This is a genomic window from Pseudomonas sp. RA_15y_Pfl2_54, assembly GCF_963971015.1.
GTDB lineage: Bacteria > Pseudomonadota > Gammaproteobacteria > Pseudomonadales > Pseudomonadaceae > Aquipseudomonas > Aquipseudomonas baetica_A.
Window position 1 is genome coordinate 72,938 of record NZ_CAXAPN010000024.1, and the last position, 18,554, is coordinate 91,491.

The following is an 18,554-nucleotide window of genomic DNA, read 5'->3' on the forward strand; positions in this document are numbered from 1 at the left end:
GATCGCGCCGCGCTGGAGAATCAGCAACACCTGATCTTGATGGAGTGAGCTTCATGCCTAAATCAATCGTTGCTGCGCTGCAAATCGGCGCCTTGCCCGGTGGCAAAGGCGACACCCTGGAACAGATTCTCAGTTGGGAAGCGGCGATCGCTGAATCCGGCGCGGCGCTGGTGGTGATGCCCGAAGCTTTGCTCGGCGGGTATCCAAAAGGTGAGGCTTTTGGCACGCAACTGGGGTATCGCTTGCCCGAAGGTCGCGAGGCGTATGCGCGATATTTCGCCAACGCCATCGATGTGCCGGGGGTGGAAACCGAAGCGCTCGCCGGGTTATCTGCGCGCACCGGGGCCAATCTGGTGATCGGCGTGATCGAGCGCGCCGGCAGCACGCTGTATTGCACGGCGCTGTACTTCGATCCGCAGGCCGGGCTGCTCGCCAAACACCGCAAACTGATGCCCACCGGCACGGAACGGCTGATTTGGGGCAAGGGCGATGGCTCGACGTTGCCGGTGCTCGACAGTCAGGTCGGTAAGCTTGGTGCGCTGGTGTGCTGGGAAAACATGATGCCGTTGCTGCGCACGGCGATGTACGCCAAGGGCGTGGAGGTCTGGTGCGCCCCGACCGTCGATGAGCGCGAGATGTGGCAGGTCAGCATGCGCCACATCGCCCATGAGGGCCGTTGCTTTGTGGTCAGCGCCTGTCAGGTGCAAGCCTCACCGAATGAACTGGGCGTGGAGATTGCCAACTGGCCGGCGGATCGTCCGTTGATTGCCGGGGGCAGTGTGATCGTCGGCCCGATGGGCGATGTGTTGGCGGGGCCATTGCGCGGCGAGGCGGGGTTGCTCACTGCCGAAATCGACACTGACGAGTTGGTGCGCGCGCGATATGACTACGATGTGGTTGGCCATTACGCCCGGCCGGATATCTTCGAGCTGAGCGTGGACGAACGGGCCAAACCTGGCGTGCGTTTCACCGTCTGATAAAAAACCTGTGTGAGCGGGTTTGCTCGCGAAAGCGTGTTTACGTTCAACACTGATGTTGTCTGTTACGCCGTCTTCGCGAGCAAGCCCGCTCCCACAGGGGTTTTGTGTTGTGTTCGGGGTTATCGCGGGTGCAGCCATTCTTCGCGGGTGATTTCCCAGGTTTCCTGGGGGAAGCGGCCGCTGACGAAATCATCTTCATCGGTACGAATCAGGCGCATCCCGGCACGCTCTGAGAGCTTGCGCGAGCCAATGTTCGGTGCCGCTTTTGGCACACGCATCAGTGGGCGCCCAAGGGTTTTGAACCAGTAATCGTTGACCACCGCGCAGGCCTCTGTCATCAAGCCCTGACCTTGCCACTGCGGCGTCAGCCAGAGCCCTCGGTTGTTGTCCTGTTGATCCATCAGGCTGATGCTGCCGATCAATTGTTCGGGGGCGGACTTCAGCCGAATCGACCAGTGCCATTGCGTGCCGGCCGCTGCTGCCGGCAACGCAATGTCGCGCAGGTAGGTGAGGGCGCCATCCTCGGGGTACGGCCACGGGACGGCGGCATTGAGGTAGCGAACCACCTCCCAATGTGCAAATGCTTGCTGCACGGCTTCTGCATCCGCCAGTTGCAGTGGGCGCAGGACCAGCCGTTCGGTGTTTAACGTCGGTGTTTCTTCCATGAAACTGCGGCCTCAATGAGTGTCTTTGTTCAACGTGCCAGGTTAACGCATTTTTACCACGTCGCGGCGCTGGTCTTGGGCAGGCTGAGTTTGCCGCTGTCGACAAAGCGCATGGTGCCGAACAAGCCGCCCGCGAGCTTGCCGCGCAGCACGTAGGGCAGGTTGTCGAGGGTTTGCGTCTGGCTCAGGCCGAGGGTCTGGCGCAGAACGGAAAACGCCGAAACGCTGACCGGTACGCTGACGATGGCTTCGGAGAACCGCGCAATCGAGCCGCTCTGGTCGCTCACGCCGGAGGCCAGTGAATGGCCGTTGACCTCCAGATCCAAGGCAATGCCGTTGTAGTCGATCGCGGTTTCGTTAGGGTTTTGCACGCGCAATTTGATGGCGAAGCGTACTTCCAGATCCTGACTGGCCAGCGGTTCGATACCGACCACATTGATGTTCACCGGGTCGCGGTTGGGGAACAGCGCGCAGGCACTGAGGGAAAGCACAAGCAGGGACAGGATGACGGCGTGGAGGCGGCGCATAAACAGTCTCTCAACAAAAAAGGGCTGAACCGTTGCCGGCTCAGCCCTTTTTCGCAGGCGTAGCGTTTAGCGGTTCAACTGTGCGACAGCCGCCAGTGAGGCAGGTTCACCTTTGGCCGCAACGTCCGGGTTTTCCATGACCTGAAGAATAGAGGCTTCCGGGTCGAAGTCATCTTCTTCCAGTTCGATGAATTCTTCCGGCAGGAAGATGTTCAGCACGATAGCGCACAACGCACCGACGGTGATCGGCGATTCGAAGATGTTGCGCAGTGCTTGTGGCAACTCGCGCAGGACTTGCGGCACGGCAGCGATGCCCAGGCCCATGCCGAGGGAGATCGCCACGATCAGCATGTTGCGCCGATGCAGGCCAGCCTCGGCGAGGATCTTGATCCCGGCCACGGCCACAGTGCCGAACATCACCAGTTCGGCGCCGCCGAGTACCGGCTTGGGCATCAGTTGCAGCACCGCGCCAATCATCGGGAATAACCCCAACACCACCAGCAGGCCGGCAATAAAGAACGCCACATAGCGGCTGGCCACGCCGGTGAGCTGAATCACGCCGTTGTTCTGGGCGAACGTCACCATCGGCATGCTGTTGAACACGGCGGCCATGGCCGAGTTGAGACCGTCGGCGAGCAGCCCGGACTTGATCCGGCGGATGTACAGCGGGCCTTTGACCGGCTGCCGGGAGATCATCGAGTTGGCGGTCAGATCGCCCGCCGCCTCCAGCGGTGACACCAGGAAAATCACCGCCACCGGCACGAACGCCACCCAATCGAAGTTGAAACCGTACTTGAACGGCACGGGCACGCTAACCAGCGGCACTTGGGGCAAACTGGCGAAATCGACGGTGCCCATCAGCCACGCGACGACGTAGCCGAAGGTCAGGCCGATCACAATCGCGCCCAAACGCAGGAACGGCACATCGACCCGGTTCAGCACCACGATGGTGCCCAGTACCAGCGCCGCCAGAAAGAGATGGCTGGCCGCGCCCAGATCCGCCGCGCCGAAGCCGCCGGCAATGTCGGTCATCGCCACTTTGATCAGCGACAGGCCCATCAGCGTGATGATCGTGCCGGTCACCACCGGGGTGATCAGCATGCGCAACTTGCCGATGAATTGGCTCAGCACCACTTCAATGAACGCGGCGAAAAAGCACACACCGAAGATCGTTGAAAGAATCTCGTCAGTACCACCGCCCCGTGCCTTGACCATGAACCCGGCACTGAGGATCACGCTGATAAAAGAAAAACTGGTGCCTTGCAGGCATAACAGACCTGAGCCTACCGGGCCGAATCGCTTGGCTTGCACGAAAGTGCCGAGGCCGGAGACGAACAGCGCCATGCTGATCAGGTAGGGGATTTCGCTTTGCAGACCGAGAGCACCGCCCATGATCAGGGTCGGCGTGATGATGCCAACGAAGCTCGCCAGCACATGTTGCAACGCGGCAAATACCGTGGCGGTGAGGTTCGGTCGGTCGTTTAGGCCGTAGATCAGATCGTTGTTGCGCGGGGCTTTTTCAGAGGCGGTCATGGTGTTTTGCGCGCCGTGAGGCGGGGCCGGGTCAGAAAATGGAGGCGCAGAATGCCGGAAGAGGGCGGCGAGGGCAACGCAATAAAACTGCCTGAAAGGTCAGCTTTTGTGGGGCGCCTGCCAAATCGATTCAAGCAAACGCGTGGAGCAAATCCTCTTCAAAGGCAATCTGCGCATCGCTGGGGGCATCGTCGGTAAACAGCGGGTGACCTGTTGCGCACAGCCGCTGTTACAGCAGCAAACGCTCCATCTCGCCGGGCATCGCGCTGATCAACTCGATGCGCACAGATTCATCTCGCTCGCGAAAGCGTCGGATCGTTTCGGCGACCCGCTGCAAGACCGATTGATCAACGGCCTCGCAAATGCCCAAACGCACCTCACCGATCAGGCGCCCGGCAACACCGTTGGATTGATGACGAAAGACTTCAATCGATTCAAACAACGTGCGGATGGCGATCAGCAGTTGCTCGCCCTTGGGCGTGACGCTGCACCCGCTATTGCCACGGCTGCACAGGCGATAACCCAAGCGAGTTTCCAGTTTGGCCATTTGCTGGCTGATCATGCCTCCCCTATCCAGGCTGTGTTTCCCCGCGCTGTTGTTGTCCGTGGCCATCCATGCCCACGCTGAGGACAAGACCCTCAACCTCTATAGTTGGGCCGATTACGTGCCGCCGGCAACCTTGCAGCGTTTTGAGCGGGAAACCGGCATTCATGTGCGCTATGACACCTTCGATACTTGCGAAGTGCTGGAAACGGGCATGGACGTCGTTGAAGTGGCCCCGGCTTACGATCATGCGCAAGTGACTTCCTTGGCGGCAGCGACATTGGCCATGGAAATGCTCTGCCTGTACGCCGCCAAACACAAAGTCGACCTCTAAAACATCAATGGCCCCTGTGGGCGCGAGCAAGCCCGCGCCCACAGAAAAAGCCACAGGATGCAGAAGGCCATCGTGGCATACTCCCGCGCATGACTTTCGACTCCCCTCTAAGCGCCTGGCAGCATGCCATCGAACACAAGGGCTTCATCCAGGATGAAGCTCAGGAACATGCCGTCTTTGCGCTGCAAAAATGCCATGAAGCCCTGCATGCCGATGCGCGTTCGGTCACTGGCGTCTATCTGTGGGGGCCGGTCGGGCGCGGCAAGACCTGGCTGATGGATCAGTTTTATCAGAGCCTGCGAGTGCCGGCGCGGCGTCAACACTTCCATCACTTCATGGGCTGGGTGCACCAGCGCTCGTTTCAATTGACCGGGATCGCCGATCCGCTGCGGGCGCTGGCTAAAGAGTTAGCCGCCGAGGTGCGGGTGCTGTGTTTCGATGAGTTGTTCGTCAACGACATCGGCGACGCGATCATTCTCGGTCGGCTGTTTCAGGTGATGTTCGACGAAGGCGTGGTGATTGTCTGTACCTCCAACCTGCCGCCGGATGATTTGTACGCCGACGGCTTCAATCGCGACCGTTTTGTCCCGGCAATCGCCGCGATCAAAACGCATATGCAAGTGGTGGCGGTGAACGGCGCCGAGGATCATCGCTTGCATCCGGGCGCGATCCAGCAGCGTTATTTTGTCGCTATACAAGGCGAGGCCAGCGCCTTGAAACAAGTCTTTGAAGTGCTGACGGAGGGGCAATCCTCTCGTACTGATCCCGTGACGGTCGGCCATCGGCTGTTGAACGTGGTGCAAAGCACTGAAACGGTGTTGTGGTGTCGTTACGCTGATCTGTGCGAGCAACCCTTCGCCGCCATGGATTTCATCACGCTGTGCGACCGTTACCGGGCTATTGTGGTGAGCGACGTGCCGAACCTCAGCGCGCAGAAACGCGAGGGCCGTATCGCTCGTGGCACCGAAGATGGCGCCGAGCGGGTAGTGGCGGGCGATCGGCAATTGCCGCAGCTGTCGGTTCACGACGATGGCGTACGGCGCTTCATCGCCCTGGTTGACGAGTGCTACGACCGCAAGGTGCCGCTGTACGTCGAGGCGCAGGTGCCGATGGAGGCGCTGTATACCGAGGGCTATCTGCAGTTCCCGTTCCGCCGCACGCTCAGTCGCTTGCAGGAGATGCAGTTGCAGCGTTTTGCCGACGCTTGAATGAAAAGGGCGCCACCATGACCCCGCCGCCATCCATCATTCGAACGAATTCCTTTGCGTGGGCGATGCCGGGTTGCGTGCGCAGGATTTCGCCGAAGCCGGTTGGACACAAGAGTTGATCCTGGGGCTCTGAACAATAATTTTTGACGTGCCGGTTGTCGCCGCGCAGGCCCCCGCGCTAATGTCGCAGCAGCCTTTCAGTACGCACTTTGCGCGCCGGGGCTTTTGTGTGTTCGGGGATGGAAATGGATTCCGCAGAAATTCTTGTGCTTCAAGCCAGCTACACCAATCCACTGCATGCCGAGGCCATCGGCGTGGTGCTCAACCACTATGCCGAAGACCCGATGGGTGGCGGCCATTCGCTCGATCCTGAATTATTGCGACGGCTACCCGAAGAACTGGCGCGCCGCCCGCACGCATTCAGCGTGTTGGCGTTTGTCGGTGGCGAGCCGGCAGGGCTGGTGACCTGTTTTGAAGGGTTTTCCACGTTCGCCTGCAAACCCTTGATCAACGTCCACGATGTGGCAGTGATCAGCACATTTCGCGGCTTGGGGTTGAGCCAGAAGATGCTGCACAAAGTCGAGGAAATTGCCCGGCAGCGCGGCTGCTGCAAGATCACCCTCGAAGTGCTGGAAGGCAACGCCGTGGCACAGAACGCCTACAGCAAATTCGGCTTCGCCCCTGGCATGTTCGACCCGGCTCATGGGCGCATGCTGTATTGGATCAAGGAACTGTAGTCGTAAAAAAAGGCGCCTCGAGAGGGCGCCCAACTGTCCATCTCCAAGCCAGAACGGGACTATCAGATCTTGGGCGGCAGTCTGTTCACAGTAGATTTTGGGTGAGGGAGCAAGCCCCTCGTCCCGCCAATCAGCGTCAGAGCCTCCAGTCCAGACTCAACGTCACCGTGCGCGGATCGCCCCAGAACACACCGTTGTAGAAGCCCACATTCTCGTAGTACTTCTTGTCGAACAGGTTGTCGACGTTCAGCGAGGCCGAGAGGTTTTTGTCGATTGCATAGCGCGACATCAGCTTGACCACGGTGTAAGCGCCCTGGTGAATTCGGGCATTTTCGGTGACGAAGTCACCCGCAGCATTGCGCCTGACCGGGCGATTCGAATCGCCGAGAATACGGCTTTGCCAATTCACTGCTCCGCCTACGGTCAACGCTTGCCATTCGCCCGGCAAACGATATGCCGTGGACAGCCGCAGCAGGTGCAGTGGCTGGTTTTCATGGGTGCGCTTTTTTTCGCCGTTGGCCGAGTGGGTGTAGGTATAACCGGCGGTCACATTCCAGCCGTTGAGGATTTCGCCGGAGACTTCGGCTTCGAAGCCATTGACCTTGTTGCCCTTGCCGCCGGATTTGTAGAACTGCTCGCGGGTGACGGGGTCTGGCGGCACCGAATTGTCGACTTCGGCAACGTTGTCCTGCTTGCTCCAGAACAGCGCCGTTGCCATGTTGAGGCGTTCTTGGAGCAAACTGCCTTTGAGTCCCACTTCGTAGTTGCTGCCAACGACCGGTTCCAGATAATTGCGGCTGCTGTCACGGTTGCTCTGTGGTTTGAAAATATCGGTGTAGCTGATGTAGGCGGTGTATTGCGGCGTCAGGTCATAGAGCAGGCCGGCGTAGGGCGTCCAGATGTCGTTTTGGTGTTGGCGGGTTGTGTCAACGCTGGTCAGTTGCAGGTTCCCGTCATAGTAGTGATCGGCATTTTTGCCTTCCCAACTGCCATAACGACTACCGAGCACGGCCTGCAGTTCGTCTGTCAGGCTCAAGCGGGTAGCAATGTAGCCAGCCTTCTGACGGGTGCTGCCCTTGGAACCGGTCAGTCCGGTGACGGTATCGGGGAACCTGGCGATATCGCCCATGTATTTCCAGTCGCTTAGGCTGCCGTAATCCGCAACGCGCGGACCATTGACGGTTTTGGGGGAGTAGGAGCGGTGCTGGGCCTCGCCGTAACCGAACATCATTTCGTGCTCGCGACCGAGTAGCGAATAAGGGCCTGAAACGTTGAAGTCATAGACGTTCATTTTCTGCGTGCCGATCATGTGCGAGCTATAGGCGACCATGCCGCTGCGGTCAGCCTCGGGAAAACCTTCACCACCGTAGTAGACCTTGCCGTCTACGTCGCTTTGGCGGTGAGTGTAAGCGGCTTTCAGGTGCCATCCTCCCGCCAGTTCCTGATCAAGGGTGGCGAATGCGGTCTTGTCCTTGAGCGGCCACGAACTCCAGGATGTCGCCATATTCGTCGATCGACCGAGCCTGGCCTTGCTACCGTCTGCGTTCCAGTAGGGCACGGTGCCCCAGGACGAGCCCTGCACCTGTTTGTCCTGATAGTCATAACCCACCGCCAGCACGGTGGATTCGCTCAGATCCGCCTCAATAATCCCGTAGCCGACTTCGCGTTGCAGCGCGTACTTGTCGCGAAACGATTGGCTGTCGCGATAAGCCAGCACGGTGCGCCCACGCAAGCGACCCTCGAAGGCCAGCGGGCCGCCGACATCCACGTAGCTGTAGTAATCGTCGTAACTGCCGCCACTGACCCCCGCGAGCGTCTGCCATTGCGCCGTCGGGCGCTTGCGCACCATGTTGATGGTCGCCGAGGGATCGCCCGCGCCGGTGGTCAGGCCTGTGGCGCCGCGCACAACTTCAATGCGGTCGTAGATGATGGTGTCGGCGTCGGTCTTCATGCGATCAAAGGTGTTTAGCATCCCGTCGATCTGGAAATTGTTGATCGAGTAACCGCGTGACGAATAGCTGACACGGTCCGAGTCGTTGTGTTGCACCACAATGCCTGTGGTCTGGCTCATGGCTTCGGATAACGTGCTGAGCTTGAAATCATCCATCTGCTGGCGGGTGACCACGGACACCGATTGTGGGGTTTGCTTGATCGACAGATTAAGCCGTGTCGCGGTGCTCATGGCTCCGGTGGTGTAGGCGTCGGTGTTTTCGGTGGTGCGACCCAGGCCTTGGGCGGTGACGTGGGTCGATGCCAGTTCCAGCGCAGACGCTGGCGGCGGGGCTTTATCGGGCTCGGGCTCAGCCAAAAGATCGGGGCTCAGAGCGGTTGCACAGAAGCCGAGAGTGAGGGTTATGGAACGGGTGATGGGCGCAAGCATCGCAGCCGACTCCTTGTCTTTGAGAAAAAATCCGTTTGTTCAAAGACGAAGCGAGGAACTGCTATTTAGTGATAAACGCGAATTATTATTATTTGTGGATATTTCGTTCATGAAAAAGGGGCCAGTCTCGGCCCCTTCTCGGTTTTATTGCTTAACCACTGCGCGTGTCGGACCTTCGGGCGTTTTCGGCTTCATCAGGCTGAAGTCGATCAATGCCTTCTGCTGGCGCTGGTAGGGGTTACCGATCAGCAGTGGACGAGGTTTGAAGCTGTCACTGACCAGGCTCTTGCTACGGTCGAGCTCATCGAAGCTCAAACCTGCCATGTCGGCCCAAGTGTGGATCAGATGCGAGCTGCTGTAAGGGCGCTGAAGGTCGCCGGCGAGGTTCCAGTCATGGTTTTCGCGCCATTTCGGCGAGGCCCAAGCCATGAACGGAATGGTGTACATCGGCGCGGTCGGCTTGTTTTCGTTGCGTCCCAAGGTCTTGTGGCCCACCGAGTCGAACACGTCTTCACCGTGGTCCGACAGGTAAAGCAGGAAACCATTCGGATCGGATTTGGCGTAATCCTTGATCAGGCTCGACACCACAAAGTCGTTGTACAGCACGGCGTTGTCGTAGCTGTTGTAGGTCGGCACCTGATCGTCACGCACACCGGCCGGCACCCCGTTGCGATCCTGGAACTTGTCGAAGCTCGGCGGATAGCGGTACTGGTAGCTCATGTGGGTGCCGAGCAGATGCACGACGATCAGCTTGCGCGGTGCAGCGTCGGCCAATGCTTTGTTAAATGGCTCGATCACGTCGCCGTCGTACTGGGCGGCGTTCTGATTGCGGTTGTTGTTCAGGTACACCTGCTCGTCGGCCTGTTCGGAGAAAGTCGTGAGCATGGTGTTGCGCTTGGTCATGGTTTGCTGGTTGGTGATCCAGAAGGTCTTGTAACCCGCCTGTTTCATCATGCTGACAAGCGATGGCGTGGCCAGGTACAGATCCGGATGTAATTCGTCAGCGAAAGTCAGTACCTGCTGCAACGCCTCGATGGTATATGGGCGAGGGGTGACGACGTTGTCGAAGATCGCCAGTTGATCCTTGAGTTTGTCCAGCTCAGGCGTGGTATTGCGTGGGTAGCCGTACAGGCTCATGCGCTGACGGTTGGTCGATTCACCGATCACCAATACCAGCGTGGAAGGCTGATCGGCATTCGCAGCCTTGAGGTTGTGCAGCGGAGGAATCTTGCTGGCGCTGTGCAGCATGTCCTGCATGTCGGCCAATGTGTCGAGATAACGGTGATACGCCACCGCCATCTGCCATGGCACGGCAGGCTCGATGCGGGATTCGAACTTCTCGAAACCCTGGGCAACGTTGCCCATGCGCAGGGTCTGCTTGACCAGCGGATAACCCACTACGGCGATCAGAATCGCCATTGCGGCCACGAACGCGCGGCCACGGGGCATGTGCACCGGACGCAAACGCGTCCAAAGGAAATAGGCAAATGCGGTGTGAGCGAGGAACGCCGGAACCATCCACCAGGCAAAGTACTGGGTCATGTACTCGCCGGCTTCGGACACGTTCGACTCGAACATGATGAAGATGACGCTCTGCGAGAATTCCTGCTGATAGATGAAGAAGTAGCCCAGACTCGCCATCGAGCAGGCCCACAACACTACGCCAATAATGGCAGCGAGCATTTTTGTGCGCTTGGGGAACATCAGCATTGGCGCCAGCCACAGCGCGCTCATGAAGAAGGCCTGGCGGAACCCGGAGAAACCGGATGTGCCGGTCAACTGGATCAGCAGTTGGGTGATACCCGAGAAGTACCAGAAAAACACGAACAGCCAGAGAAGTCCGGCCCAATCAAAACCTGTCGCAGTCGTTTTGCTGCGTTTGAACAATGCCATTCGGCGCTCCAGCTCACTCGTGACAACCACCGCCGGAGCATCCCTGTAGCCGACGAACGAAGGCCGCACGCGTACGTACGGCCAGAACGGGCGCAGTATTACCAAGGGAATGTGAAAAGTTTGTGAGGATCTGGCGTGGTGCGGGGCAGGTCGTTTCGGGAACAGCGTCTGCCGTTCCCGGGGGGCTGGCGGGGGCGGGGATTCAGGCCTGGGGGTTACGCTGAACGACCGGCAAAGGTTGCGGCTGGGCACCTTGGGTCAGCAGGCGCAACTGCGCCAACTCCTGCTTCAATTGGTCGCGTTCGTTTTTCAATTGACGCAGTTCATCGCGACGGATTGTCACGTACAGGGTTTGTGGCGGCATTGCTGTGTGTACTGTGCCCATTGCTCACCTCGCAAATGGCGTGTCTCAACTGTAAGTCGTCCCCGATTCGGGGTGCTGACTTACTATCGGCGCCAATTTTGGTTTCTTTTGTCGGTGAATGGAACTTTTTTATTTTTCATGGTCGGTGTGTCTTCGCCACGATTCAAGGCGTTATCAGTCTGGATCGGGCACAATGCCCGGAAACTTCATCGCAACGCTCTGGACTAACCTCCATCAGTCGCGTTGGGCTATAACCAATGACACACATTTATTTGCAGTAAGGAGCATCAGCACATGCAACTCGGGATTATTGGACTGGGCCGCATGGGCGGCAATATTGCGCGGCGCCTGATGCTCAACGGTCACACCACCGTTGTTTACGACCGCAATACCGCCTTTGTCGACACCCTGGCCGCCGAGGGCTCTACGGGCGTTGCCGATTTGCCGGCACTGGTCGCCGGCCTGGCCAAGCCGCGTGCGGTTTGGGTCATGCTGCCGGCCGGTGCGCCGACCGAAGACACTATCGAAACCCTGAGCACCCTGCTTGAGGCCGGCGATACCATCATCGACGGCGGCAACACCAACTATAAGGATGACATTCGCCGGGCGAAGACCCTGGCCGAGAAAGGCTTGCATTACATCGACGTGGGCACCTCCGGTGGCGTCTGGGGCCTGGAGCGCGGCTACTGCATGATGATCGGCGGCGACGCCGAAACCGTGACGCGTCTCGATCCATTGTTCGCCGCCCTGGCGCCGGGCATGGGCGATATTGCGCGCACCAAGGATCGCAAGTCCGACGATCAGCGTGCCGAGCACGGCTACATTCACGCCGGTCCGGCCGGTGCCGGGCACTTCGTGAAGATGATTCACAACGGTATCGAGTACGGCATGATGGCGGCCTTTGCCGAAGGCTTCGACATCCTCAAGACCAAGTCGAGCGAGCGTCTGCCGCAAGATCAGCGTTTCGACCTCAACGTGGCCGACATCGCCGAAGTCTGGCGTCGTGGCAGTGTGGTGTCGTCCTGGCTGCTGGACTTGACCGCCGACGCCTTGGCCGGTGACCCGAAACTCGACGGGTTCTCCGGTTCCGTCGCAGACAGCGGCGAAGGTCAATGGACCATCGAAGCGGCCATGGAACAAGCGGTGCCGGTGCCCGTGCTGTCGAACTCGCTGTTCTCGCGCTACCGCTCGCGCGGTCAGGGCACCTTTGGCGACAAGATCCTGTCGGCCCAACGCTTCGGCTTCGGCGGCCATGTGGAGACTCCAAAGAAATGACCCATACGATCCGCAGAAAATCCAAGGCAGAACCCGCACCACCGACCACGCTGTTTTTGTTCGGTGCTCACGGCGACCTGGTCAAGCGCTTGCTGATGCCGGCGCTGTATAACCTCAGTCGCGACGGTTTGCTTGATGAGGGTCTGCGGATCGTCGGTGTTGACCACAACGCCATTACCGATGAAGCCTTCGCGCAAAAGCTCGAAGACTTCATCCGTACCGAAGTGGCGGCGAAAGTCGGCAAGGGCGATCAGATGCTTGATCCGGCCTTGTGGGCCAAGCTCGCCAAAGGTATCAGCTACGTTCAGGGCGATTTCCTGGACGACAGCACTTATAGCGCGCTGGCGGCAAAAATTGCCGACAGCGGCACCGGCAATGCGGTGTTCTACCTGGCCACCGCGCCACGTTTCTTCAGTGAAGTGGTGCGCCGCCTGGGTGTCGCCAAATTGCTTGAAGAAACCCCCGAAGCATTCAGAAGGGTGGTGATCGAGAAGCCGTTTGGCTCCGATCTGCAAACGGCCGAAGCGTTGAACGCCTGCTTGCTCAAGGTGATGTCCGAGAAACAGATCTTTCGGATCGATCATTACCTGGGCAAGGAAACCGTGCAGAACATTCTGGTCAGCCGGTTTTCCAACAGCCTGTTTGAGGCCTTCTGGAATAATCATTACATCGACCACGTACAAATCACCGCCGCCGAAACGGTTGGTGTCGAAACCCGTGGCAGTTTTTATGAACACACCGGCGCCTTGCGGGACATGGTGCCCAATCACCTGTTCCAGTTGCTGGCGATGGTCGCCATGGAACCCCCGGCGGCGTTCGGCGCCGATGCGGTGCGTGGCGAGAAGGCCAAAGTGGTCGGTGCCATTCGGCCATGGACGGTTGAAGAGGCTAGGGCAAACTCGGTGCGTGGGCAGTACAGCGCCGGTGAAGTCGCAGGGAAGCCGCTGGCCGGTTATCGCCAGGAAGCCAACGTGTCACCCGACAGCAGCACTGAAACCTACGTCGCGCTGAAGGTCATGATCGACAACTGGCGCTGGGTCGGCGTGCCGTTCTACCTGCGCACCGGCAAACGCATGAGCGTGCGCGACACTGAGATCGTCATCTGCTTCAAGCCAGCGCCGTATGCGCAGTTTCGCGATACAGAGGTTGACGAGTTGCAACCGACCTACCTGCGCATCCAGATCCAGCCCAACGAAGGCATGTGGTTCGACCTGCTGGCCAAGCGCCCGGGCCCGGCCCTCAACATGGCCAACATCGAGTTGGGGTTTGCTTACAAGGACTTCTTCGAGATGCAACCGTCGACCGGCTACGAAACGCTGATCTACGACTGCCTGACCGGCGACCAGACGCTGTTCCAGCGCGCCGACAACATCGAGAACGGCTGGCGCGCCGTGCAGCCGTTCCTCGATGCCTGGCAACAGGACGCCAGCGTGCAGACGTATGCCGCCGGTGAAGACGGCCCGACCGCCGCCGAAGATCTACTGACTCGCGATGGTCGCGTCTGGCACGGTCTCGGATGAACGACGCGCGGCAACAACCCATCCGTTTTTTGCTCAGTGACATGGACGGCACACTGTTGCTGCCCGATCACACATTGAGCCAGCGCACCATCGAGGCCGTTCGTTCATTGCGCGAAGCAGGCGTACTGTTCAGTCTCGCCACCGGGCGCCCACCCAAAGCCATGTTGCAGCAAATCGAGGCGTTGGGCGTCGATCTGCCGACGGCGGCCTTCAATGGCGGCACCATCGTCAATCCTGACGGCAGCCTGCTGGTGGCGCATTATCTTCCGGCCACCGCTGCGCTGCAGGCACTGGCAACGTTCGCCGATCAGCCCGATGTCGAAATCTGGGTGTTCAGTGGTGGCGACTGGTTACTCAAGGATCCGCACGGCCCGATGGTCCCGCGCGAACAGCATGGCCTGGGCTATCCGCCGGTCGTGGTCGAGAGTTTCGAGCCGTATCTGGAGCGTATCGACAAGATCGTTGCCACCAGCAATAACACCGAACTGCTGATCGAACTGGAGGCGCGTTTGCTGCCCAGGGTTGAAGGTCAGGCACAGGTGTCGCGTTCGCAACCGGTGTATCTGGACGTCACGGCGCTGGAAGCCCACAAGGGGACTGCGCTGGCGACGATCGCCGCGCATCTTGGCATCCCGTTGGAACAGACAGCCGCGATCGGGGATGGTGGGAATGATCCGGCGATGTTCCATTGCGCAGGATTGTCGATTGCCATGGGGCAGGCGGAGGAGGCGGTGCGGCGTCAGGCTGATGTGGTCACTGCGCCAAACACCGAAGATGGCGTCGCCCAAGCGATCGAAAAATACATCCTGCCTCGCTGATTCACGCATAAAAAAGCGGGAGCGGACTTGCTCGCGAACGCGGCGTTTCAGTCAACGTATCGTCGAATGACACACCGCGTTCGCGAGCAAGCCCGCTCCCACAACAGTTATGTGTTTACAGCCAGTAGCTGACGGCGTACCAGCCCAGGGAACCCATCACAACGGTGTAAGGCACTGCCATCCACACCATTCGGCCATAAGACAGACGCACCAGCGGTGCAATTGCCGAGGTCAGCAGGAACAGAAACGCCGCCTGACCATTCGGTGTCGCAACACTCGGCAAATTGGTGCCGGTGTTGATCGCAATCGCCAGCGTCTCAAAGTGCTCGCGGGTCATGTGCCCAGCCAGGAATGCCTGTTTCACTTCGGTGATGTAAATGGTTGCCACGAACACGTTGTCACTGATCGCCGAAAGCACGCCATTGGCAATGAACAACATGCCCGGTTGCTGGTCAGCCGGCAGCGCCAGCACCCACTCGATCAGCGGCGCAAACAAGTGTTGATCGTGAATCACCGCCACCACGGCAAAGAACACCACCAGCAAGGCAGTGAACGGCATGGCGTCCTTGAACGCGCTGCCCAGACGATGCTCGTCGGTGATCCCGGTAAACGCGGTGATCAACACGATCACCATCAGGCCGATCAGGCCGACTTCCGCGACATGGAAAGCCAGCCCGGCAATCAGGATCAGCGCGGCGGCGCCTTGCACCAGCAGGGCGGCGCGTTGACGATTCGTGCGCTTGGCGTTGTCCTCGGCGGCATAGTTGGCGAGGACGGCGCGCACGTTCTCCGGCAGCAGTGTGCCGTAACCGAACCAGCGCAGCTTCTCCAGCAAAACGCAGGTCACAAGACCTGCCACCAGCACTGGCACGGATACCGGGGCGACTTTCAAGAAGAACTCGGTGAAGTGCCAGCCCATTTCATGGCCGATCAGCAGGTTCTGTGGCTCGCCGACCAATGTGCAGACGCCACCCAGCGCCGTGCCCACCGCGCCGTGCATCAACAGACTGCGCAGGAACTCGCGGAACTGTTCCAGATCGTCATGTTGCAGGGGGGGCAGGTGTTGGTCATCACTGATTTCACTGTCCTGCCGTGGATCGTTCCCCGAGGCAACGCGGTGGTAGACCGCGTAGAAACCGACACCCGCGCTTATGATCACTGCTGTGACGGTCAATGCATCGAGAAACGCTGAAAGAAACGCCGACAGGAAGCAGAACATCAGGGACAGCAGCGCTTTTGAACGTACGCCCAATAACAGCCGCGAAAACAGAAACAGCAGCAGATCCTTCATGAAGTAAATGCCGGCCACCATGAACATCAGCAGCAGGATCACCGGAAAGTTGTGCACCAGCTCATCATAAAGTGCCTGCGGCGTGGTCATCTTCAGCAGCAGAGCTTCAATCAGCAACAGACCGCCGGGCATCAACGGATAGCACTTGAGGGCCATGGCCAGGGTGAAGATAAACTCGATCACCAGCAGCCAGCCAGCCGCGACGGGGCCGGCAGTGAACAGCACGACAGCATTAAGGATCAGGAATCCAACGATGGTCGCTTTATACCAGCGTGGTGAATGCCCTAGAAAGTTATGCGCGAACGCCTGGGCCATTGAACCGGACATCGGTTGCTCCTTGTCTTGAGAAGCGCGCAAGTTGCCGGATGTGAGAACGAAGATCAAGCTCTTAGGCGTTCAGATACCGCGCGATCACGGCCCGGTAACGGCCATTCAGCGAATAACCACCGACGAGGATAGCGCCATCCGCTTGCACAGCCAGTGAGTTTGCCGTGTCGAGACTGTGTCCCAGACGGGTGCGCAGCCAGCCATTGCCATGGCCGAAGCTTGGGTCCAGGCGGCCATCGGCGTGGTAGCGGGCCACGATGAAATCTGCTTCGATCCCGCCAATGGTTGCACCTGCGGCGATGATTCGGCCATCTGCCATGCGCTGGGCGGCGCTCCATTGGCAGCCGCTGGGACCGATGTCCAGCAGTTGCGGCTGGCCGTTATTGCGATGCAGGTCGGGGCGACCATTGGGGTGAAGGCTGAAAGCCAGGCAGCGGAGCGGGTCGAAACTGCTGCCGAAACAGTGCAGGGCGTCTTCGGAATCAAGGACCCGACTGATCTGAGCGCTTCGCCCATCAGCCTTGATGGTCATGAAGCCGTCTACTGCAAAACGCTCGTCAAGACGACCATCGGGCAGATAGCGCGCCAACAGGCCTTGCTGAGGGAAATCGATTGAACCGCCCACCACGATCCGCCCGTCTTCCTGCAGCAGCAGACTACTGAGCCAGGTATTGAGCAACAGATGGCGGATCATCACGAAGCCGCGACCGTTGAAGGTTTCATCCAGGCTGGCGTCGGGTTTGAGTCGAATCAGCATGCCGGCATGGTCAGCAAGTTCGAAATGGTGGTTGGCGATCAGCAGAATATGCCCGTCGGCCTGTACCGCTAAATCGCAGGCCTCAGCACCCGGTACGCCCGGAGGCAGCCAGGGGTCACGGGAGCCCATGGACAAATCGCCCGGCAGGCATACAACTTTGCGGCCATTATCCCCAAACGTTTGATCCGGTCTGCCTTGAGCGTCGAACAGAGCGACGGCGGGCAGTGTGCGATGGGTGTTTTCATAGTGCAGGCCGGCCAGCAGGATGCGTCCATCGGGCAACGCCTGCACTTTGCCGCCCATGGCCTCGAAACCAGGTGCAAAGGTGCCGATCACGCAGCCTTGATCACCGAATGATAGATCGGTGGAACCATCGGCGAGCAACCGAGCAAGGCCGAAACGGCTGCCTTGTGCAAGGCCGACTTTGGCTGCCACAAGAATCCGCCCTTGCGCATCCAGGGCAACCTCTTGAGTCAGGCTGGACACACTGTCGGGAAAATAAACCTGGGCGACTCCGTTGGCGGCAAATGTCCTGTCGAGTTGACCGGCATTATTAAATGGCGTCGGGAGCAGATAAGTATTCAACGTTGACATGCACGCATCTCCTTGCGAGTTGACCAGAACCGGGTGCCGGTCGGGTAACTGCATGAGCGGAACATTCAATCCCTGAACAGAGGGAAGTACAACTGTAAGAACTAACAGGTAGAGGGTCACACTGTGCCAGAACAGTGTCTTTTTGAACCAATGGCAAGCCTGCCAAGCAGTTACGTTGCCGCGCGTGGCTGAAAGTTGTACAGAAGTATGGGGAGTAAAATAGAAACAGCAACTAAGAACAGGAGAGCGGATGACCTCAAAGTCATCCGCCTTACCCGGCTATCAATGTGGCATCGACCACGATTGTAACGCGTAACCTTCTTCGCTCAGTTCGGCGCGAGCCTGCTGCAGCAACTGTTCCAGCTGTGCCGGGTCGGAGTAGGCGGTGCTCGGAATCTGTTTACGGCCGATACGTGAATTGGTGCGGTCGATAACAGTCAGGCTCAATTCGCCATTGCCGTCTTGTGGGGCCCAGGCCACGCACTGGAAAGGTTGAAACGCGTGGTTGGCAATCAAAAGAGCTTCGTTGATACGGAGCGGGGCGGTCATGGGGTTTTCTCTCTTTAGTGCCCAGTCAAGTGATAGGCCGTCGGTTGGGCTCACCGATCGGCTGGTTACTTGTACTGATGCACGCAACCGGGGAGCAGGTCACACTTGAAACAAAGAAATTTCAAATTTCTTTTATGCACTCGGATTTTCTGGAGAACTTGAAAGTTTGCTGAAAGAGACCAAGTCGATAGCTAGCTAATAATTACATTTCTTATAACGTATTTGCCGGTAGATCTATAAGCAATCGATACAAGGCGC

The 18,554-nt window shown here is 59.0% G+C and carries 16 protein-coding genes and 1 pseudogene; 7 read left to right on the forward strand and 10 right to left on the reverse strand.

What is annotated here, in order from left to right:
- The first annotated feature begins 53 nt into the window (after positions 1-53).
- A complete protein-coding gene (locus AACY50_RS18165; protein WP_339538949.1) occupies positions 54-977 on the forward strand; it encodes a carbon-nitrogen hydrolase family protein in 924 nt (307 codons plus the stop codon).
- 122 nt (positions 978-1,099) lie between these two features.
- Here AACY50_RS18165 and AACY50_RS18170 read toward each other — a convergent pair whose 3' ends face one another.
- The 4 genes and pseudogenes from AACY50_RS18170 to AACY50_RS18185 all read right to left on the reverse strand — a co-directional run.
- Complete coding sequence (locus AACY50_RS18170) at positions 1,100-1,645, reverse strand: GNAT family N-acetyltransferase (RefSeq protein WP_339465741.1); 546 nt, start codon at positions 1,643-1,645, stop codon at positions 1,100-1,102.
- 53 nt (positions 1,646-1,698) lie between these two features.
- Positions 1,699-2,172, reverse strand: a complete 474-nt coding sequence (locus AACY50_RS18175) for an LEA type 2 family protein (RefSeq protein WP_339465738.1) — start codon at positions 2,170-2,172, stop codon at positions 1,699-1,701.
- A 66-nt stretch (positions 2,173-2,238) separates the two neighbouring features.
- On the reverse strand, positions 2,239-3,705 hold the full coding sequence (locus AACY50_RS18180) for a nucleobase:cation symporter-2 family protein (RefSeq protein ID WP_339496148.1): 1,467 nt from the start codon (positions 3,703-3,705) through the stop codon (positions 2,239-2,241).
- Positions 3,706-3,937: 232 nt separating this feature from the next.
- Positions 3,938-4,264, reverse strand: a pseudogene (locus AACY50_RS18185) (LysR family transcriptional regulator); the annotation flags it as partial.
- 1 nt (position 4,265) lies between these two features.
- Between AACY50_RS18185 and AACY50_RS28815 the strand changes: the two are divergent.
- The 3 genes from AACY50_RS28815 (at position 4,266) to AACY50_RS18205 (ending at position 6,528) form a co-directional block, all read left to right on the forward strand.
- Positions 4,266-4,583 (forward strand): arginase family protein, encoded by a 318-nt coding sequence (locus AACY50_RS28815; RefSeq protein WP_445261493.1) that lies wholly within the window; start codon positions 4,266-4,268, stop codon positions 4,581-4,583.
- A gap of 89 nt (positions 4,584-4,672) precedes the next feature.
- Positions 4,673-5,791 carry a cell division protein ZapE gene (gene zapE, locus AACY50_RS18200; RefSeq protein ID WP_339538950.1) on the forward strand — a complete coding sequence of 373 codons (1,119 nt, stop codon included), beginning with the start codon at positions 4,673-4,675 and terminating at the stop codon, positions 5,789-5,791.
- A 245-nt stretch (positions 5,792-6,036) separates the two neighbouring features.
- Complete coding sequence (locus AACY50_RS18205; RefSeq protein ID WP_339465732.1) at positions 6,037-6,528, forward strand: GNAT family N-acetyltransferase; 492 nt, start codon at positions 6,037-6,039, stop codon at positions 6,526-6,528.
- Between the two features lie 136 nt (positions 6,529-6,664).
- On the opposite strand, the gene AACY50_RS18210 is transcribed toward AACY50_RS18205, so the two are convergent.
- The 3 genes from AACY50_RS18210 to AACY50_RS18220 all read right to left on the reverse strand — a co-directional run bounded on the left by AACY50_RS18210 (position 6,665) and on the right by AACY50_RS18220 (position 11,186).
- The gene (locus tag AACY50_RS18210; RefSeq protein WP_339538951.1) at positions 6,665-8,908 is read right to left on the reverse strand and encodes a TonB-dependent siderophore receptor; all 2,244 of its coding nucleotides are present in this window, start codon (positions 8,906-8,908) and stop codon (positions 6,665-6,667) included.
- Between the two features lie 144 nt (positions 8,909-9,052).
- Positions 9,053-10,801: a phosphoethanolamine transferase CptA gene (locus AACY50_RS18215; protein ID WP_339465728.1), complete on the reverse strand. Its 1,749-nt coding sequence runs from the start codon at positions 10,799-10,801 to the stop codon at positions 9,053-9,055.
- A gap of 202 nt (positions 10,802-11,003) precedes the next feature.
- Complete coding sequence (locus tag AACY50_RS18220; RefSeq protein ID WP_221731650.1) at positions 11,004-11,186, reverse strand: DUF6026 family protein; 183 nt, start codon at positions 11,184-11,186, stop codon at positions 11,004-11,006.
- A 273-nt stretch (positions 11,187-11,459) separates the two neighbouring features.
- Between AACY50_RS18220 and gnd the strand changes: the two genes are divergently transcribed.
- Genes gnd through AACY50_RS18235 form a run of 3 tightly spaced genes read left to right on the forward strand, consistent with a single transcriptional unit; the run spans position 11,460 to position 14,778 of the window.
- Positions 11,460-12,440 carry a phosphogluconate dehydrogenase (NAD(+)-dependent, decarboxylating) gene (gnd, locus tag AACY50_RS18225; protein ID WP_339465725.1) on the forward strand — a complete coding sequence of 327 codons (981 nt, stop codon included), beginning with the start codon at positions 11,460-11,462 and terminating at the stop codon, positions 12,438-12,440.
- On the forward strand, positions 12,437-13,960 hold the full coding sequence (zwf, locus tag AACY50_RS18230) for a glucose-6-phosphate dehydrogenase (RefSeq protein WP_339465722.1): 1,524 nt from the start codon (positions 12,437-12,439) through the stop codon (positions 13,958-13,960). The genes gnd and zwf overlap by 4 nt, the downstream gene beginning before the upstream one ends.
- A complete protein-coding gene (locus AACY50_RS18235) occupies positions 13,957-14,778 on the forward strand; it encodes an HAD family hydrolase (RefSeq protein WP_339507667.1) in 822 nt (273 codons plus the stop codon). Before zwf ends, AACY50_RS18235 begins: the two co-directional genes overlap by 4 nt.
- 115 nt (positions 14,779-14,893) lie before the next feature.
- Here AACY50_RS18235 and nhaB read toward each other — a convergent pair whose 3' ends face one another.
- The 3 genes from nhaB to AACY50_RS18250 all read right to left on the reverse strand — a co-directional run bounded on the left by nhaB (position 14,894) and on the right by AACY50_RS18250 (position 18,296).
- Positions 14,894-16,396 carry a sodium/proton antiporter NhaB gene (nhaB, locus tag AACY50_RS18240; RefSeq protein ID WP_339538952.1) on the reverse strand — a complete coding sequence of 501 codons (1,503 nt, stop codon included), beginning with the start codon at positions 16,394-16,396 and terminating at the stop codon, positions 14,894-14,896.
- A 61-nt stretch (positions 16,397-16,457) separates the two neighbouring features.
- The gene (locus AACY50_RS18245; RefSeq protein ID WP_339538953.1) at positions 16,458-17,747 is read right to left on the reverse strand and encodes a hypothetical protein; all 1,290 of its coding nucleotides are present in this window, start codon (positions 17,745-17,747) and stop codon (positions 16,458-16,460) included.
- A gap of 282 nt (positions 17,748-18,029) precedes the next feature.
- Positions 18,030-18,296, reverse strand: coding sequence for a hypothetical protein (locus AACY50_RS18250; RefSeq protein ID WP_221731656.1), 267 nt, complete (start codon positions 18,294-18,296; stop codon positions 18,030-18,032).
- Positions 18,297-18,554: the final 258 nt, after the last annotated feature.